Below are 18,331 nucleotides of genomic sequence, written 5' to 3' on the forward strand. Positions count from 1 at the left end.
CCCGTACGGCTCTACTCGGCCGCGATGGCGTTCAGTACGTTCATCCGGCCCGCCCGGAACGCCGGGACCAGCGCCGCGATCAGTCCGACGAACGCGGAGCCCACGAAGACCGTGAGGATCGTCGGCCACGGGATCTCCAGGACCCCCAGCCCCTCCAGGGCGAGGAGCTTCTGGGCGGAGGTGCCCCAGCCCATGCCGAGGCCCAGGCCGAGCAGGGCTCCGAAGAGGGCGATGACCACAGACTCCAGGCGGATCATGCGGCGCAGCTGGCGGCGTGAGAGACCGATCGCCCGCATCAGGCCGATCTCGCGGGTCCGCTCGACCACCGACAGGGCCAGCGTGTTCACCACACCGAGCACGGCGACGATGATCGCGAGCGCCAGCAGACCGTAGACGATGTTCAGGAGCTGGCCGACCTGGTCCTTCAGGTCCTGCTTGAAGTCGGCCTGGTTCTGCACCTTGTACTGGGGGTAGGCGGCGAGCGACTTCTTGAGGGCCGCGTACGCCTCCTTCTCCTTGCCGTCCTCGGCCGACGCGAACATGATCATGTTCTTCGGCATCCGGTCGGCGGGGAGGTACCGCTCGGCGGTCGTGATGTTGGTGTACATCGCGCCCTTGTCGACATTTCCCTCGTCCGAGGTGATCGCCGTGACCTTCAGCTTCGCCGTCCGGCCGCCCTTGAAAGCGACCGTGAGCTCGTCGCCGAGCTTCACGCCGTGCTTGTCGGCGTAGTCGTCGCCCACGGACATGGCGTTCTCGCCGTAGGCCGCCGGCAGCTCACCGGCGACCATCTCGCGGCGCAGATCCTGCGCGTAGGTCGGGTCGGCGGCGACGAGGCCGTCCTTCTGCGGGGTGCCGCCGGGAGCGGTGACCGTGACGTCGAGCCACTTGTACTCGGTGACATGGGCGATGCCCGGCACCTTCTCCAGCGCCGCCTGCGCCTGCGGCATGATCGGCTGCCCGTTGCCGGACTGGATGATGTAGTCCGCGCCGACCGACTTGTCGAGCTCCTCCGTGGCCGAGGCGACCATCGACGAGCCGACCACCGACAGGCACGCCACCAGCGCGAGGCCGATCATCAGGGCCGCGCCGGTCGCTCCCGTGCGGCGCGGGTTGCGCAGCGCGTTACGCTCGGCCATCCGTCCGACCGGGCCGAACATCCTCAGCACCAGGACGCTGATGACCCGGACGACACCGCCCGCGAGGAGCGGTCCGACGACGACGAAGCCGATGAGGGAGAGGACCACGCCGAGACCCAGCCAGAGCGACCCGGTGCTCGCCTTGTCCGCCTGGGTGGCGGTCCACAGGGCGGCGGCGCCGACGCCGGTGAGAAGCAGGCCGATCCCGCCCCGTACCAGTCCCGCCCGGGCGTCCGCCGGGGTCCCGGCGTCGCGCAGCGCGGCCATCGGGGAGACCTTGCCGGCCCGGCGGGCCGGGATGTACGCGGCCAGGACGGTGACGACGATGCCGAGGGTCAGACCGACGGCCGGGGTGGTCCACCGCACCGTCAGGTCCTGCGTGGACAACTCCATGCCCATGGTGGACATGAGCTCCATCAGCCCGACGGCGAGACCGACACCGGCGGCGACACCGGCGACCGAGCCGACGATGCCGAGCAGCAGCGCCTCGACCAGCACCGAGCGGTTGACCTGCTTGCGGCTCGATCCGATGGCACGCATCAGACCGATCTCGCGGGTGCGCTGGGCCACCAGCATCGAGAAGGTGTTGACGATGAGGAAGATGCCAACGAGGAAGGCGATCCCGGCGAAGCCGAGCATCGCGTACTTCATCACGTCGAGGAACGAGCCGACGTCCTCACGGCCCGCGTCGGCGGCTTCCTGCTGGGTCTGGAGCTTGTACGGGCCGCCGAGCGCGGCGGCCACGTTCTTCTTCAGCTGCGCGTCGCTGACACCGTCGGCCGCGTCGACCGAGATGTGCGTGAACACGCCCTCCTTGCCGAGGAGTCCACGCTGGGCGGTCGCCGTGTCGAAGTAGACGACCGCGGCACCCGGGTTGGTGACCTTGAAGGTGGCGATCCCAGAGATCTTCGCGGTGAGGTCGCCGGTGACGGCGATGGTGCGCAGGTCGTCGCCCAGCCCCAGTCCGTGCTTCTCCGCGGTGCCGGAGTCGACCATCACCTCGGTGGGTCCGCGCGGGGCGTGACCCGAGGTGATCTCCATGGAACGCAGGTCGTTGCGGGTCCAGTTGCCGGCGATCGTGGGAGCGCCGTTGCTGGAGCCCATGTTCTCGTTGGCGCCGTTGACGACGGTCACGCTCATCGAGACGACCGCGCCCTCGGCGGCCTTGACGCCCTCCGCCTTCTCCACCGTCCGCACCAGCGACGCGGGCAGCGTCTCCGGGCGGCCGGTCTGCGGGGTCTCCTCGCCCGCCTCGGCGGACGCGGGGCTGACGGTGACATCGGACGCCGTCGCCGCGAAGAGCTTGTCGAACGTGGTGTTCATCGTGTCGGTGAAGACGAGCGTGCCACTGACGAACGCCACCGACAGCACGACCGCCACCGCCGAGAGCGCCATTCTCCCCTTGTGGGCGAGGAAGTTGCGCGCGGAGGCCTTGAGTACGGTCACGACGTCCGCCCCCGGGCGTCGAAGTCCTTCATCCGGTCCAGTACGGCGTCGGCGGTCGGCCGGAACATCTCGTCGACGATCCGGCCGTCCGCGAGATACAGCACCCGGTCCGCGTACGAGGCGGCCACCGGGTCATGGGTGACCATGACGATGGTCTGGCCCAGCTCGTCCACCGACTGCCGCAGGAACCCCAGCACTTCGGCGCCGGCCCGCGAGTCCAGGTTTCCGGTCGGCTCGTCACCGAAGATGATCTCGGGGCGTGCGGCGAGCGCGCGGGCCACCGCGACCCGCTGCTGCTGGCCGCCGGACAGCTGGGTCGGCCGGTGCTTCAGCCGGTCGGCGAGACCGACCGTCTCCACCACGCGGTTGAGCCAGGCCGCGTCCGGCTTGCGGCCCGCGATGTCCATCGGGAGCGTGATGTTCTCCAGGGCGTTCAGCGTGGGCAGCAGATTGAACGCCTGGAAGATGAAGCCGACGCGGTCGCGCCGCAGCTGCGTCAGCTTCTTGTCCTTCAGACCCGTGATCTCGGTGTCGGCGAGGTGGATCCGGCCGCTGGTGACCGTGTCCAGACCGGCGAGGCAGTGCATCAGGGTCGACTTGCCGGACCCGGAGGGTCCCATGATCGCGGTGAACTGCCCGCGGTCGATGTCCACGTCGACATGGTCCAGGGCGACGACACGAGTCTCGCCGGAGCCGTAGGCCTTGACGACCTGCCGCGCCCGCGCGGCGACGGCCGTACTCCCTCCAGTACCCCCGTGCCTGGGAATGGTTACAGCCGAAGTCACGGTATGTCTCCTCCATCGGTGAATGAGCGATGCCGTCCAGCGGTCGGGAAACGGCATCCGCCGGGCCCAGCCCCCCGCTCGGACCCGTACGTCCACGGTAGGGACCGGGCGCGTCCGGCTCCTCCTCCAGTGGGAGGACCGCTCCCTGGGTCGAAGTAGGGACGACCCCCTAGGGGGTCTCCGCCTCCAGGGCGAGCCGCACAGAGGTGACCTTGCCCCCTCCCCCTGCGTCAGGTTCAAGTGAGAAGGTGTCCGGACGAGATACATGCATAGGGAAAGGAATCCTGGTGGCCGAAGTCGGAGCGACAACCGGCGCCGCGGCGCCCGCCACCACCCGGCACGGACGCGGGCCGGTCGTCGCGGCGCTGATGCTCGGCATGGCACTCGCCGCGCTCGACGGCACCATCGTCTCCACCGCCGTACCCCAGATCGTCGGGGACCTCGGCGGGCTCGCCGTCTTCTCCTGGCTGTTCTCCGGCTATCTGCTCGCGGTCACCGTCACCCTGCCCGTGTACGGGAAGCTGTCCGACACGTTCGGCCGCAAGCCGGTCCTGATCGCGGGGATCATCCTTTTCCTGGTCGGCTCACTCCTGTGCGCCGCCGCGTGGAACATGGCGTCCCTCATCGCCTTCCGCATCGTCCAGGGCCTCGGCGGCGGGGCGCTCCAGGGCACGGTGCAGACGATCGCCGCGGACCTCTACCCGCTCAAGGAACGCCCGAAGATCCAGGCGAAGCTGTCCTCGGTCTGGGCCACCGCCTCGGTCGCGGGCCCGGCGGCCGGCGGGCTCCTCGCGGGATACGCGGACTGGCGCTGGATCTTCCTCATCAACCTCCCGGTGGGGCTGGTGGCCCTGTGGCTGATCGCCCGCCACCTGAAGGAGCCCTCACGGGCCCGGGAGCAGAAGAACGGCGACCGCGCGGAGGCGGGGCGCCCCGCCGTCGACTGGCTCGGCGCGCTCGCCATCTTCGCCACCGGCGCCCTGCTGCTGACCGCCCTCGTCCAGGGCGGGGTCGCCTGGCCGTGGCTGTCGGCGCCCTCACTGGGCCTGTTCGGAGGCAGCGCCCTCCTCGCGGGGGTCACCTACCTCATCGAACGCAGGGCCGCCGAGCCGATCATCCCCGGCTGGATCTGGTGCCGCCGGACCATCGCCGCCGTCAATCTGGCGCTCGGCGCGCTCGGTCTCCTCATGGTCGCGCCGACCGTCTTCCTCCCCACCTACGCCCAGGCGGTCCTCGGCCTCGGCCCGATCGCCGCAGGCTTCGTCCTCTCCGCGATGACCCTCAGCTGGCCGGTCAGCGCGGCCTTCTCCAACCGCGTCTACAGCCGCATCGGCTTCCGGCTCACCGCGGTCATCGGCATCACCCTCGCCTTGCTGATCCTGCTCGCCTTCCCCCTGCTGCCCTTCCCCGGCGAACCGTGGCAGCCCGCCCTGCTCATGCTGCTCCTCGGCGCGGCCCTAGGACTCTTCCAGCTCCCCCTGATCGTCGGCGTCCAGTCGACCGTCCCCTGGGCCGAGCGCGGCACCACCACCGCGTCCGTCCTCTTCTGCCGCCAGGTCGGCCAGAGCGTCGGAGCCGCCCTCTTCGGCGCCATCGCCAACGGCGTACTGGCCGCCCGCCTCGGCGGCAGCGGCGACCTCGACTCCCTGGCCCACGCCCTGGACGACCCCGACTCCCTCACCACCTCGGCCGCCGACCAGCTCCGCCACGCGGTCGACGCGGCGGTGGACTACGTCTACGTGGGCGCGGCCACCGCGGCGGCGCTCGCCCTGCTCGCCCTCCTGACCCTGGCGCCGCGGCGCTTCCCGGTACTCAAGGACGAACGGGAGTAACGAGCAGCGCGGACCGCCGCGGGCGGCGGGTGGGATGGGCCGCTTCGGCTCAGGAGGAACCGTCCGCCGGCGGCGAGAGGCTCGCGCGCCGGCATCGGCCCGGGGGGCGCGATCGGCCCCGCCCCTTCGCCTCAGTCGCCCCCGTCTGCGACGACGGGGTGGGCCGGCTGACGTCGGGCGGATCCGTCCGGCCTTACCCGGCCGTGGTGCCACCGCAGCCCATGGCGCGCGGCCACGCACAGGAGCCGCACCGGACACTCCGCGAACGCCACGAGGCGCTCGCGCACCCGGCGAAAGCGGCCCCGGCCGGCTCACCAGGCTCCGTCCGCCGGCACCGGCCCGGGGGGCAAGCGATTCCCCCTCGGCCCGACCGGTGCGAGGGGCCGCTACGGCTCAGGAGGAACCGTCCGCCGGGGCGCGGCCCGTCAGGGCCGCGAGGCTGCCGCGGACGTGGTCCATGTGGGCCCGGACCTCCTCCCGAAGCCCGTCGTGCTCCCGCAGCAGACGCTCCGTCTCCCGCTCGGCCCGTTCCTGCCGTGCCCGCGCCGCCGCCAGCAGTTCCTCCGCCCGCGCCTCCGCGTCCTCCTGACCGTGCCGGGCGCTCTCCTCCCGCTCGGCGAAGTCCCGCTGCGCATCCGCCAGCGCGGCCTCCGCGCGGGCGACGAGCTCCGCGTGCCGGGCATCCATCGCCCCCTCGCGCTCGGCGAGTTCGCGCTCCACGTCCTCCGCCCGCTCCCCGTGCTCCTTGCGCTGCGCGGCGAGCAGCGCCTCGGTGCGGCGCCGGGTGTCCTCCAGTACGGCCAGCGCCTCCCCACGGATCCCCTCCGCCTCCGCCCGCGCCGCCGCCCGCGCCGCGTCCGCCTCCTCCCGCGCCTCCAGCAGAATCCGGCGCGCCTCCTCCTCGGCCCGCGCGCCGACCGTCTCCGCGTGGTCCCGCGCGTCCTCCCGGCTGCGGCGCGCCGCCGCCTCGGCCGCGTCCCGGAGCGCGTGCGTCTCCTCCGTCGCGGTGACCCGCAGCGCGTCCGCCTCGGCCTCGCCGAGCAGCAGGATCTGCTGGGCGCGGCTGCCGAGGTTCTCGTACCTCTGCGGGACCAGCGCGCCGACCACCTCCCGCAGCCGCTCCGCCTCCCCCGCCATCTGCTTCGCCAGGACGGTCAGGCGCGCCGCGCGCTCCCAGGCGCCGTCGCGCTCGGCGGAGACACGGGCGAGGAAGCGATCGACCTCTTCGGCGCGGTAGCCGCGGCCCCGCACGACGTCGAACCCGTGCGGTGGTGCTCCTGAACTCATTCCGGACGCTCCTCTCCTGACGGATCGAGCGGAAGCGCCCCATACGCGGCACTCCGCCCGCATTCTCCGGTCAAGGATGCGTCACCCACCCACGGAAACGGCGGCGCCCGGCCTGAGATCCAGGCCGGGCGCCGCCGTTCGGGCGTTCGGGCTCCCGCCCCTCAAGCGAACGGGACGGTGAACGGGCCGGTCAGAGCAGTCCGTCCCACATCTGCTCGAGGAGTACGGACCACCAGCTCTCCGGCGACGACAGTGCCGCCGGATCGAGCATCGCCAGCTGTGCCTGGAAGTCGACCGTCCAGCGTCCCGCCTGCTCCGGGTTGAGCCCGAAGCGCAGCCGCCACATCCGGCCGAGCAGCGCGAGACTGCGGGTGAACTCCGGCAGCCCGCTGTTCACGAACTGCGGCGCGACCGGCTGACCGCCGGGCCCCGCCTCCACCGGCACGGCGACGATGTGCGCGGTGCCGTACTGGACGCAGATCGCCCGTCCGAAGTCCGAACCGACGACCAGGTACGAGCCCGCGTCGCTCGCGGGCTGCACCTGGCGCTGCGCGGCCAGCTCGGCGAGTGTCGGCACGACCGGCTGCGCGGGCTGCGCCCAGAAGAACGGACCGAAGTCGGCCGGCAGCCCCGCCCAGACGAGCGTGAGCGCCACCAGCTCCGGCACCCCCTGACGGGACACCGCGCGCTGGTCGAACCGGCAGATCCCCGGCCCGAACGCGCCGGCCAGCTCCTGCGCGATCCCCTCCGGGGGGATCGGCGGCAGCGGCTGCACGTGCGGCAGCGGCGCCCGCATCGGCGCCGGCCGCGCGGGACCGTCCGCAACCTGGTGCAACTCGCCCTGATGCGTGAGCAGTTGGGCCATGCCCTGCTGACGGCCCGCATGGTCCCTGCCGTACGGGGCGATGTTCGTGATCCGCGCCTGCGGCCATGTCTCGCGGATCATCCGCGCACAGTACCCACCGGGCAGCTCGCACGACTCCAGCTCGGTGTGCAGTTCGAGCACCTGCTGCGGCGGCACGTTCATGGCGCGCAGCTCATGCAGGATCTGCCACTCCGGGTGCGGAGTGCCGGGCGCCGAGCGACGGATGATCTGGGCCTCGGAACCGTCGGGCGCGCGGTAGCGCAGCACGGCCTGGTAGCCGGGGCCGACGGTCGGCTGACCGGTCGGCTGCTGCGGATAGCCGTACGCGGGCGGCGGACCCTGCACAGGGCCCGGCGCACCGGGCGGCGGCTGCGGCGGGCCGACCTGGCCGGGCTGGGCCAGCATCGTCGCCGCGTGGTGCACACCGCCACCGGGCACACCCGGCGCGGCGGGCGGAGCCGGCGGCGGCGGGGCGGCAGGGCCGGCGCCCATCGCGCTCGGGCTGGCGAGCATCGTCGCCGCATGGTGGGCGCCCCCACCAGGAACACCGGGCGCACCCGGCGCCCCAGGAGGCGCGGGCGGCGGCGGGGCGGCAGGACCGGCCCCCATCGCGCTCGGGCTGGCGAGCATCGTCGCCGCATGGTGAACGCCCCCACCGGGCGGCGGAGTCGGCGTTCCCGGCGGCTGCGGGCCGTCCGGTCCCAGCTGCGCCACCATCTGCGTCGGCACGTACCCGCCGGCCGGGGCACCGGGAGCCGCCGACCCGGCCCCGGGCGTACCCGGAGCCCCGGGAGGAGGCGGAGTGGCCCCCACGCCGCTGCCCCGCGACGCACGGGGCGGAAGGGCGGCCTTGCTCGTGGCGGCATCGGCGATGTCACCGCCGCCGCCGGGAGCCCCAGGGGCATGGGGCACACCAGGAGCACCGGGAGCCGCGGGAGCGCCCGGGCCGAGAGGCACACCAGGAGCGCCGGGAGCCCCAGGGGCGCCAGGCGCGGGCGCGCCCTGGCCCGCGGGCGCGCCCTGCGGGAACGGCGGGCTCCCCGCCACCGCCGCCGCGACGTCCACCGCCGGGGCCACTGTCGTACGGGGAAGCCCGCTGCCGCCCGACATCAGCGCCGTCGGCGCGTCCGCGCCCACCACCGGCGGGGGCGTGTCGTCGTCGTCCGCCCCGGCGAGCGGCGGTGCGAACACCGTCGCCGGCAGGGGCACGGAACCACTGTCGTCACCGGCGTTCGCGTCTGCCCACGGCGCGCCCGAGGCAACGCCCTCCGACGCCGTCGACTCGTGGTCGTCACGCCCCCCGGCGCTCGGCCAGGACGCCCCCGCCGACGAACCGACCTCCCAGGGCGCGGCCCCGGCGGACGAACTGCCACCCGCCTGCGACGCGTTCACGGCACCCACGTCCGCACCCGAACCGGCGGGCGCCCCCGTAGAAGACCCCGCGGACCCGGCCACGGGCACGCCCGCGGACGAACCCGAAGACCCACCGGCGGACGAACCGGCCGGCTCCCGCGACCCCCGCCCATCCGGAATCCCCAACCGGTCCGCCGCGTCCTGCAACCACTCCGGCGGACTCAACAAGAACGACGTCTGGTTCAGATCGACCCGCGCGGGCGCCGCCGCCGGCTCCGGCGCCTCCTGCGGCACCCCGTACTCCTCCTCGTACCGGCGGATCACCTCACCCACCGGCAACCCCGGCCACAGCGTCGCCTCACCACTGTCCCGCGCGATCACCAGCCGCTGCCGGCCCCCGTCCGACGTCGGCCCGTCCTCACGGTCCTCCGCCCACACCACGAACCCCAGGTCGAACTCCCGCACCCGCACCTCACGATGCTGATACGCGGGCACGTCGCCGTTGACCCACTCTTCCGCGCGCTCCTGCGCCTGCGCGAAGGTCACCATTCGACCGTCACCCCTCGTCCGATTCGTCCGACACCGGGACCGCACGCGCGAAGCCGCCGTCCACCATCAGATTCGCCACCGTCTCCAGCTCCGGCGGATTACCCGCCAGCCGCGTCAAGAACGCGTCGAAATCCTCACCACACGGCAGCAGCAGCCGCTCCACCCGCTCCTGCACCGACCAGCCGTCCCGGTCCCGCGCGTCGTCGTACGCGCAGAACCACACCGACCCCACGTCCGAACCGCCCCGCACCTTCACCGCGACGATCCCGCCCTGGACGAAACCCACGCCCAGATAGTCCTTCGTCAGATGGTCCCGCAGACACTTGTTCACGTACACCAGGTCATTGACCGCCGCCTCCTCACGCACCGTGAAGAACGGCTGATCCACCAACAACCCCAGCTCCGCGTCCAACGCCGCACCCACCGGCGCGCACCCGCCCGCCGCCTTCAGGAAGGAGCGGTACGCACCCGGCAGGCGATACCCCAGATCCTCCTCCACCCCCAGCAGCTGCTGCTCCGTCACCGACACCGACCCCTTCGGCAGCCCGAAGTGCGCCGGCCGCGTCTCCTGCAACGGCCGCGTCCCCCGCTTGCTCTGATCAACGGCGGACGTCGCCACCCCCGCGTGATGCCGCAACAGCGCCTTCACCTCGACCGGCACCAACTCCATGCGGCGCGAACCGGCCACGTGATGCCACGTCCAACCGTGCGGCGTCGCCACCGGCGGAATCGTGTCCCACAGCTCATGCCCGGCAGCGGCCAGCGCCGCGTTCGCGGACACATAGTCCGTCAACCGCAGCTCGTCCACACCGAAGCCCTCCGGAGGCTCCGCGATCTCCGCCGCCGCACGCGCGTACGGCGAGAAATCCGGAAAGCCGTCCTCGTCCACCCGCACCCCTCGGGGATGCCGGGAAGCCCTGACCGGGTCCGGGAAGTTCACGACCTGCCCGGCGTAGGCCGCGTTCGGTGGCGCGGCCTCGTGCCCGAGCCGACCTGTCGTCATGGCGGTTGCCCCCTGCTGCGTCCTGCTGCGTCTGGCTGGTTCCGCACAGCCTATGCGCTGCCGCAACAGGGCCACCCGGACCACCTCCACCGTGACCAACCGTCACAATCGTGTGACGGTCAGCCGCCCCCACGACACACCCTCGACACGTTTCAGCGCCCCCGCTTCCCCACCGGGCACCCCATTTGGCAGGCTGGTCCCGCAACTCGGGGGATTGCGCAAGAGGGGAAGACAGCACCATGTACGCAGCACAGACCGGTGGTACAACCACCGGCGGCACCGCGGGAGCCAACGCCGCAGGCGACCCACGCCTCAGCTGGAGCAGCGCCGAACCCACCCGCGCCCCCTCACTGCGTCAACGCCGCGACGGCATCCTGCCCACCGTCGGAGCAGCACTCTCCGTACGCGGCGAAACCCTCACCTGCACCGCCGGCCGCGGCGACCAGCCCCCCGCCCTGCACCCCCTCGTACAGGACTTCCTCGACACCCTCACCAGCGGCCAACGCGAACGCTTCACCGGACGCTGCCCCGAAGCGATCCTGCTCTCCCGACACCTCGCCGCCACCGAAACCGGCCGCACCAAACGCGCCCAACGCAAACCACTCACCCAGGGCGAAGCCCGCCGCTCACTCAAACACTCCAAACTCACCGCCCGCCGCATCCGCGAGGACGGCGACCCCCTCCACGGCAGCTACGCCGCCCCCTGCCGCTCCTGCACGGCCATGCTCGCCCACTTCGGCGTACGCCCCGTCGACCCGACCGCCCAGAACGGCTGACCGCGCCCCCATGCCCGACCACCTCAGCACCACCCGCTTCCCCGTCGAGGTCGACGCCGCCCTCCGCGAAGCGGGCTGGCACCCCGGCCGCTGGGACATCAAACAGGCCGAACACTGGGCCGACACCCTCCGCGCCCACCTCACACCCGCCGGCCACCGCCACAGCGTCTTCCCCGCCGCCGTCGAAGCCTGGGCCGAATTCGGCAGCCTCCGCATCACCGCCCCCGGCCCCGGCCGCCAGATAGCCCCCGCCACCGTCCGCTTCGACCCGCTCGCCGGACTCCACCTCGCCCGCACCCTCGCCGACCTCGGCCGCGCCCTGGACACCGACATCTCCCCCCTCGGAGAAGAAGGCGACCACCAGGCCGTCCTCGCGATCGACCAACAAGGCCGCGTCTACAGCCTCGACCACACCGGCGACTGGTACCTCGGCAACGACATCGACGCCGCCCTGTCCACCCTGATCACCGGCGCCCAGCCCACCCGGCTGACCTCACCCTGACCACCGGCGCCCCAGCCCATTCGGCTCCCCCCGGACACCACACGACCCGCTCACACCCCCCGGGCCGGCAACACCGCCGACACCCGGAAACCACCCACGTCCGTCGGCCCCGACACGAACACACCACCCAAGGCCGTCACCCGCTCCCGCATCCCCACCAGACCATTGCCGCCACTCGGCAGACCCGCATCCGCCACCCCCACGTCCGAAGGGCCGTTCTCCACCTGCATCGCCACCTCGGCCTCCCGGTGCGCCAGCCGGACAACCACCTTCGCCCCCGCCGCATGCTTGTGGACGTTCGTCAGCGCCTCCTGCACCACCCGGTACGCCGTCTGCTCCACCTCCGGCGCATACCCCCGCGCCACACCGACCACCACCAGCTCCACCACCGTCCCCGCCTGCCGCGACTGCTCCACCAGCTCCTCGACCTCGGCCAGACACGGACCGTCCTCCGCCGCCGCCAGCGCCCCCTGCGCCGCCGCGGCCGCCGCCAGACCCACCGCCGCCAACGGCACCGGAGCCGACACCGGAGCAGGCGCGTCCTCCCGCAACACGCCCAGCATCTCCCGCAACTCCGTCAACGCCTGCCGGCCCATGTCACCGACCAGCGCCGCGTTCCTCACCGCCTTCTGCGGATCCTTCACCGCCACCGCCTGCAACGCCGCCGCGTGCACCACCATCAGACTCACCCGATGCGCGACGACATCATGCATCTCCCGCGCGATCCGGGTCCGCTCCTCCCGCCGCGCCCACTGCGCCCGCTGCTCCGCCCGATCCGCCAGCAGCGACAACTCCTGCTCCAGACTGTCGGCACGCTCCCGCAGACTCTCCATCAACCGCCGCCGCGCCCCTATGTACAGCCCGAAAAGCACCGGCGGAGCGTTCAGCCCCAGAGACATGAAGACCGACACCAGCGGGACGTACCAGCTACCCGGCTCGAAATCCGCGGCCGCGACATCCTGCCGCAACCGCACGAACGTCACGATCAGCACCGCGACCAGCGACATCCCCGCCAGCGCCGCGATGATCCGCCGCGGGACCTCCGAGGCGGCGAGCGTATAGAGCCCGACGATGCTCATCAGGTAGCCCATCTCGGCCGGCGTGATCGCGATCGACACCAGCACGACGACAATCGGCCACCGCCGCCGCAGCACCAGCACGGCCCCGGCGAGAAACCCGAAGAACACCCCCACGGGCACCGGCAACCCCGCGTGCCCCGCGAACCCGACCCCCTGCAACGCGCACTCCACCGCCGACAGCAGCCCGAGCCCCACGTCCAACACGGCACTCCGCCGCCGCTCCCACCACCACCAGCCACGGGGCTCTGTGCCCGCCGCGTCCTGATTAGCCCCCGTTGTGGTCATGTCTTCCAGCCTACGGGCGCGCGCGAACGATTTTCCGGCGAGTCCGAGGAGTCCGGCAGCACGGATCGGGGCACTTCGCAGCCCGAACGGGCGCGGATCCCCCGAACTACGGAATCGCTTGCGCTTTCGAGCCGGAGGTTCACATTCCGGACGAGCTTGTGCGTATGACATCTGCCACGGGCAAGTACGCGGACTTCGAGGGCTTACGCGAGCAGGCGGTGGCCCTCCGCCGGGAGGGCCTCAGCCTTCGCCAGATCCGCGATCGCCTCCACATCGACAACAACGACATCCTGGGCCGCCTTGTGAAGGGCGAGCCTCCCCCGGAATGGACCAAGCGCCCACGCGCCAAGGACGACCTGCGGGAGCGTGCCCGGGAGCTGCGGCGCCAGGGAATGACGTACGACCAGATCCAGATCGAGCTGGGCTGCTCCAAGAGTTCGATCTCGCTGTGGGTGAGGGACCTGCCGAAGCCGCCGCCGAGGACCCGCGAGGAGGCATCGGCGATCGCCAGGCGCGGCTGGGAAGCGACACTCGGGCGACGGGACGCGGAGCGGCAGCGGGTCAAGGAGGACGCGGAGCGGGAAATCGCCGGGATGACCCAGCGCGAACTGTTCCTCGTGGGCGTCGGGCTCTACTGGGCCGAGGGAACGAAGGCCAAGGGCCCGCGTCCACAAGAGCGGGTGACCTTCGTCAACAGCGACCCGCGCATGATCAAGGTCTTCCTCGCCTGGCTCCGCCTCCTCGGGGTCACCGCGGATCGGCTGCGCTTCTACGTGCACATCCACGAAACCGCGGACATCTCCGGCGCGGAGCAGTTCTGGGCCGACTTCGTCGGCGCGGACACCGTCGCCTTCGGCAAGACCACGGTCAAGAGGCACAACCCCAAGACCAACCGCAAGAACACGAACGAGGGCTACCGGGGCTGCCTGGTGATCCAAGTCCGGCAAAGCGCGGACCTCTACCGTCGCATCGAGGGGTGGTGGTGCGGCATAGTAGGGGCTGCTCCTGAGGCCGCCTCAGAGAATCGGACATAAGGAGCAGACCATCCCGGGTCGTCTAATGGTAGGACAAATGGTTTTGGTCCATTGAATGAGGGTTCGATTCCTTCCCCGGGAGCCACAACGTTCGGGTCCTGACCTCCACGGTCAGGACCCGCGCTCGTTTCCCCCCAGAAACCCCCCGGTATCCTGCGGGTGTCCACCACCCGAAGCCGAAGGGCATTCCCGTGAGCGCCAACCGCCCGGCAGCCGTCGTCGTCCTCGCAGCGGGTGAGGGCACCCGCATGAAGTCGAAGACCCCCAAGGTCCTGCACGAGATCTGCGGGCGCTCGCTCGTGGGACACGTCGTCTCCGCCGCTCGTGAGCTGGATCCCGAGCATCTCGTCGTGGTCGTCGGGCACGCCCGTGAGCAGGTGAAGGGGCACCTCGACTCCTTCTACGCGGGAACCCGCACCGCCGTCCAGCACGAGCAGAACGGCACCGGTCACGCCGTTCGTATGGCGCTCGAAGAGCTGGGTCAGGCCCCTGAGGGGACCGTCGTCGTCGTGTGTGGCGACACTCCTCTCCTGTCCGGCGACACGCTCAAGGCTCTCGCGGCGACGCACGCCGCCGACGGCAACGCCGTCACCGTGCTGACCGCCGAGGTCCCGGACTCGACCGGGTACGGGCGGATCGTCCGTGACAGTGACTCGGGCGCGGTCACCGCGATCGTCGAGCACAAGGACGCCACCGAGGCGCAGCGGGCGATCAGTGAGATCAATTCGGGTGTGTTCGCGTTCGACGGGCTGCTGCTCGCGGATGCGCTGGGCAAGGTGCGTACGGACAACAGTCAGGGTGAGGAGTACCTGACGGACGTTCTCGGGATCCTGCGTGAGGCGGGGCACCGGGTGGGCGCGTCGGTCGCCGGTGATCACCGGGAGATCCTGGGGATCAACAATCGTGTGCAGTTGGCTGAGGCGCGGGGGTTGTTGAACGCGCGGCTGCTGGAGCGGGCGATGACGGCCGGTGTGACGATCGTGGATCCGGCGTCGGTGCTGGTGGACGTGACGGTGACGTTCGAGGCGGACGCGGTGGTTCATCCGGGTACGCAGTTGCTGGGGTCGACGCACATCGCGGAGGACGCCGAGGTGGGCCCGAATTCGCGGCTGCGGGACACGACCGTGGGTCGGGGTGCGCGGGTGGACAACACGGTGGCGGACTCGGTGGAGATCGGTCCGGACGCGCAGGTGGGCCCGTTCGCGTATCTGCGTCCTGGTACGAAGCTGGGTGTGAAGTCAAAGGCCGGCGCGTATGTGGAGATGAAGAACGCGACGATCGGTGAGGGTACGAAGGTGCCGCATCTGTCGTATGTCGGTGACGCGACGATCGGTGAGTACACGAACATCGGCGCGGCGAGTGTGTTCGTGAACTACGACGGTGAGGCGAAGCATCACACGACGATCGGGTCTCACTGCCGCACCGGTTCGGACAACATGTTTGTGGCGCCTGTCACGATCGGGGACGGGGCGTACACCGCGGCGGGCTCTGTGATCACGAAGGATGTGCCGCCCGGCTCGCTCGCTGTGGCGCGGGGCCAGCAGCGGAATATCGAGGGTTGGGTGGCCAGGAAGCGGCCGGGTAGTGCGGCTGCGCAGGCCGCTCAGGCGGCTGCTGAAGTGGCCGACGGCGAAAGCTGACCGGAAACCGGTGCGTCGAACTCGGCGTACCGTGATACGTGCACATAAATTCGGCTGGCTCGCGCTCGACGGACTCGCGGCCAGGGAACACGTCTGAGGAGACAGTGCTGTGACCGGGATCAAGACGACCGGCGAGAAGAAGCTGATGCTCTTCTCCGGCCGCGCCCACCCCGAGCTGGCCGAGGAGGTCGCACATCAGCTGGGTGTCGGCATCGTGCCGACCAAGGCTTTCGACTTCGCGAATGGTGAGATCTACGTCCGCTTCCAGGAGTCGGCGCGTGGTGCGGACTGCTTTTTGATCCAGAGCCACACGGCTCCGATCAATAAGTGGATCATGGAACAGCTGATCATGCTGGATGCGCTGAAGCGGGCTTCGGCCCGGAGCATCACGGTGATCATCCCGTCCTACGGCTATGCCCGTCAGGACAAGAAGCACCGTGGGCGTGAGCCGATTTCGGCCCGTCTGATCGCGGACCTGCTGAAGACCGCGGGTGCGGACCGTATTCTCACGGTCGATCTGCACACGGACCAGATCCAGGGCTTCTTCGACGGCCCGGTGGACCACCTGTCGGCGCTGCCGGTCCTCGCGGACTACGTGGGTGCGAAGGTGGACCGTTCGAAGCTGACGATCGTGTCTCCGGACGCGGGTCGGGTGCGGGTGGCGGACCGTTGGTGCGACCGTCTGGACGCGCCGCTGGCGATCGTGCACAAGCGTCGTGACAAGGACGTGGCGAACCAGGTGACGGTCCACGAGGTCGTGGGTGAGGTCGAGGGCCGGGTGTGCGTCCTGGTCGACGACATGATCGACACCGGTGGCACGATCTGCGCCGCCGCGGACGCGCTGTTCGCGCACGGTGCCGAGGACGTCATCGTGACGGCGACGCACGGTGTGCTGTCGGGTCCGGCGGCCGATCGTCTGAAGAACTCGAAGGTGAGCGAGTTCGTGTTCACGGACACGCTGCCCGACCCGGGCTCGCTGGAGCTGGACAAGATCACGGTGCTGTCGATCGCGCCGACGATCGCGCGTGCGGTCCGTGAGGTCTTCGAGGACGGTTCGGTGACGAGCCTCTTCGAGGAGCAGGGCTGATCAGGACGTAGTACGTAAGGAGAAGGGCCGTTCCCCGTGCCGGGGAGCGGCCCTTTTCCCGGTTCTCCTCTTGCCTTCTCCGGCCCTCGACGCGCGTGCGTCATCTTCTGAGCGCGTCCACCGCGGTGCTGGCCGGCCAGGGCGTCGGCGGGCCTGGGTGATCGATTGGGTCGCTGGGGGCGTGCCGAGTACACTGTTGAAGTTGCTCGGCGAGGGAGGCCGTACCGGTAGGTGCGGCGGTCCGTTATCGACGCGCTCTTCGTAGCAGGCCAGTCGTGGCCGGGTGACCGCCACATCAGTTTCTGCATACGAGGAGTGCACATGTCCGAGGTGAAGATCTCCGCCGAGACTCGTTCCGAGTTCGGCAAGGGCGCTGCCCGCCGCATCCGCCGTGAGAACAAGGTTCCCGGCGTTGTCTACGGTCACGGCACCGAGCCGGTCCACATCACGCTGCCGGGCCACCAGCTGCTGCTGGCTCTGCGCACCCCGAACGTCCTGCTGTCCCTGGACATCGAGGGCAAGACCGAGCTCGCGATCCCGAAGGCCGTCCAGCGTGACGCGATCAAGGGCTTCCTCGAGCACGTCGACCTGATTCTCGTGCGTCGTGGCGAGAAGGTCACCGTCGAGGTCGTCGTCGAGACCGAGGGCGAGCTGGCCCCGGGCAGCTTCCTGGTCGAGAACGTGCTGAACACGCTCTCCGTCGAGGCCGAGGCCACGCACATCCCGACGTCCGTCACCGTGTCCATCGAGGGCCTGGAGGCCGGTGCCTCCATCCACGCGAAGGACGTCGCGCTGCCGTCCGGCACCACCCTGGTGACCGACGAGGACGCCGTCGTCATCCAGATCCTGGCCGCGCAGGCCGAGGAGCCGGCCGCCGAGGCCGAGGGTGAGACCGAGGGCGCGGAGGCCTGAGCCGTAGGCTCTGCTTGACGCGGACGGGGTGGTGGGCTGCGGCCCGCCACCCCGTTTCCCTGTCCCGCCCTTCACCCGGCCCGATCCCCGCAGCCGTTCCCTGCACCCGTACGAGGAGACGCCCCACGATGACGACCGACGCGAGCGCCCCCTGGCTGATCGTCGGCCTCGGCAACCCGGGACCGGAGTATGCGGCGAACCGGCACAATGTCGGGTTCATGGTCGCGGATCTCCTCGCGGGGAGGATCGGCGGAAAGTTCAAGCGCGCGCAGAAGGCGCAGGCGCAGGTCGTCGAGGGCCGTATGGGACCGCCGGGGCCGTCGAGCCGCCGTGTGGTGCTGGCGAAGCCGATGTCGTACATGAACCTGTCCGGTGGTCCGGTGACGTCGCTGCGGGACTTCTACAAGGTGCCGACGGCGAACATCGTGGCGATCCATGACGAGCTGGACATCGATTACGGCGTGCTGCGGCTGAAGCTGGGTGGCGGGGACAACGGCCACAACGGTCTGAAGTCGATGACGAAGGCGATGGGGGCGGATTATCACCGGCTGCGGTTCGGTATCGGCCGGCCGCCGGGGCGGATGCAGGTGGCGGACTTCGTTCTGAAGGATTTCTCGTCCTCGGAGCGCAAGGAGCTGGACTACTTCGTGGACCGGGCGGCGGACGCGGTGGAGTGTCTGGTGACCGAGGGGCTTGAGCGGGCGCAGTCCGCGTACAACTCCTGACGGTTGACCAGGCGTGGCCCCATGGCCAAGGA

14 protein-coding genes and 1 tRNA gene are annotated in these 18,331 nt (G+C 70.9%); 9 read left to right on the plus strand and 6 right to left on the minus strand.

Annotation, left to right across the window (positions count from 1 at the left end; genetic code table 11):
• Positions 1-11: 11 nt before the first annotated feature.
• Together ACZ7J0_RS22325 and ACZ7J0_RS22330 are read right to left on the minus strand one after the other, a co-directional pair.
• Positions 12-2,585, minus strand: coding sequence for an ABC transporter permease (locus ACZ7J0_RS22325; RefSeq protein WP_470889927.1), 2,574 nt, complete (start codon positions 2,583-2,585; stop codon positions 12-14).
• The gene (locus ACZ7J0_RS22330) at positions 2,582-3,370 is read right to left on the minus strand and encodes an ABC transporter ATP-binding protein (protein WP_469121413.1); all 789 of its coding nucleotides are present in this window, start codon (positions 3,368-3,370) and stop codon (positions 2,582-2,584) included. Before ACZ7J0_RS22330 ends, ACZ7J0_RS22325 begins: the two co-directional genes overlap by 4 nt.
• A 212-nt stretch (positions 3,371-3,582) precedes the next feature.
• Here ACZ7J0_RS22330 and ACZ7J0_RS22335 point away from each other — a divergent pair, with 212 nt between their 5' ends.
• Positions 3,583-5,202 (plus strand): MFS transporter, encoded by a 1,620-nt coding sequence (locus ACZ7J0_RS22335; protein WP_470889929.1) that lies wholly within the window; start codon positions 3,583-3,585, stop codon positions 5,200-5,202.
• A 393-nt stretch (positions 5,203-5,595) separates the two neighbouring features.
• Here ACZ7J0_RS22335 and ACZ7J0_RS22340 read toward each other — a convergent pair whose 3' ends face one another.
• The 3 genes from ACZ7J0_RS22340 to ACZ7J0_RS22350 all read right to left on the minus strand — a co-directional run bounded on the left by ACZ7J0_RS22340 (position 5,596) and on the right by ACZ7J0_RS22350 (position 10,259).
• Positions 5,596-6,489: a DivIVA domain-containing protein gene (locus ACZ7J0_RS22340; protein WP_470889931.1), complete on the minus strand. Its 894-nt coding sequence runs from the start codon at positions 6,487-6,489 to the stop codon at positions 5,596-5,598.
• A gap of 190 nt (positions 6,490-6,679) precedes the next feature.
• Positions 6,680-9,256: an SUKH-4 family immunity protein gene (locus ACZ7J0_RS22345; protein WP_470889933.1), complete on the minus strand. Its 2,577-nt coding sequence runs from the start codon at positions 9,254-9,256 to the stop codon at positions 6,680-6,682.
• 7 nt (positions 9,257-9,263) lie between these two features.
• A complete protein-coding gene (locus tag ACZ7J0_RS22350) occupies positions 9,264-10,259 on the minus strand; it encodes an SMI1/KNR4 family protein (protein ID WP_470889935.1) in 996 nt (331 codons plus the stop codon).
• Between the two features lie 239 nt (positions 10,260-10,498).
• On the opposite strand from ACZ7J0_RS22350, the gene ACZ7J0_RS22355 reads away from it, so the two are divergent.
• Both ACZ7J0_RS22355 and ACZ7J0_RS22360 read left to right on the plus strand, forming a co-directional pair.
• Positions 10,499-11,035, plus strand: a complete 537-nt coding sequence (locus ACZ7J0_RS22355) for a YwqJ-related putative deaminase (protein ID WP_470889937.1) — start codon at positions 10,499-10,501, stop codon at positions 11,033-11,035.
• Positions 11,036-11,045: 10 nt separating this feature from the next.
• Positions 11,046-11,537 (plus strand): SUKH-3 domain-containing protein, encoded by a 492-nt coding sequence (locus ACZ7J0_RS22360; RefSeq protein ID WP_470889939.1) that lies wholly within the window; start codon positions 11,046-11,048, stop codon positions 11,535-11,537.
• A gap of 50 nt (positions 11,538-11,587) precedes the next feature.
• Here the strand turns inward: ACZ7J0_RS22360 and ACZ7J0_RS22365 are convergent, their stop codons facing one another.
• The gene (locus tag ACZ7J0_RS22365; protein WP_470889941.1) at positions 11,588-12,901 is read right to left on the minus strand and encodes a sensor histidine kinase; all 1,314 of its coding nucleotides are present in this window, start codon (positions 12,899-12,901) and stop codon (positions 11,588-11,590) included.
• A gap of 164 nt (positions 12,902-13,065) precedes the next feature.
• Between ACZ7J0_RS22365 and ACZ7J0_RS22370 the strand changes: the two genes are divergently transcribed.
• The 6 genes from ACZ7J0_RS22370 to pth all read left to right on the plus strand — a co-directional run bounded on the left by ACZ7J0_RS22370 (position 13,066) and on the right by pth (position 18,299).
• Entirely contained in the window at positions 13,066-13,935 is an 870-nt protein-coding gene (locus tag ACZ7J0_RS22370; protein WP_470889943.1) for a hypothetical protein, read from the plus strand.
• An 11-nt stretch (positions 13,936-13,946) separates the two neighbouring features.
• Positions 13,947-14,020 (plus strand) — tRNA-Gln (locus tag ACZ7J0_RS22375).
• A 106-nt stretch (positions 14,021-14,126) separates the two neighbouring features.
• Complete coding sequence (gene glmU / locus ACZ7J0_RS22380; RefSeq protein ID WP_470889945.1) at positions 14,127-15,575, plus strand: bifunctional UDP-N-acetylglucosamine diphosphorylase/glucosamine-1-phosphate N-acetyltransferase GlmU; 1,449 nt, start codon at positions 14,127-14,129, stop codon at positions 15,573-15,575.
• A 109-nt stretch (positions 15,576-15,684) separates the two neighbouring features.
• Positions 15,685-16,662 carry a ribose-phosphate diphosphokinase gene (locus ACZ7J0_RS22385; protein WP_469121423.1) on the plus strand — a complete coding sequence of 326 codons (978 nt, stop codon included), beginning with the start codon at positions 15,685-15,687 and terminating at the stop codon, positions 16,660-16,662.
• 321 nt (positions 16,663-16,983) lie between these two features.
• The gene (locus ACZ7J0_RS22390; RefSeq protein ID WP_470889947.1) at positions 16,984-17,574 is read left to right on the plus strand and encodes a 50S ribosomal protein L25/general stress protein Ctc; all 591 of its coding nucleotides are present in this window, start codon (positions 16,984-16,986) and stop codon (positions 17,572-17,574) included.
• Between the two features lie 128 nt (positions 17,575-17,702).
• Complete coding sequence (gene pth, locus ACZ7J0_RS22395; protein ID WP_468710345.1) at positions 17,703-18,299, plus strand: aminoacyl-tRNA hydrolase; 597 nt, start codon at positions 17,703-17,705, stop codon at positions 18,297-18,299.
• Positions 18,300-18,331: the final 32 nt, after the last annotated feature.

The sequence above is a fragment of the Streptomyces sp. NPDC038280 genome, assembly GCF_055600045.1.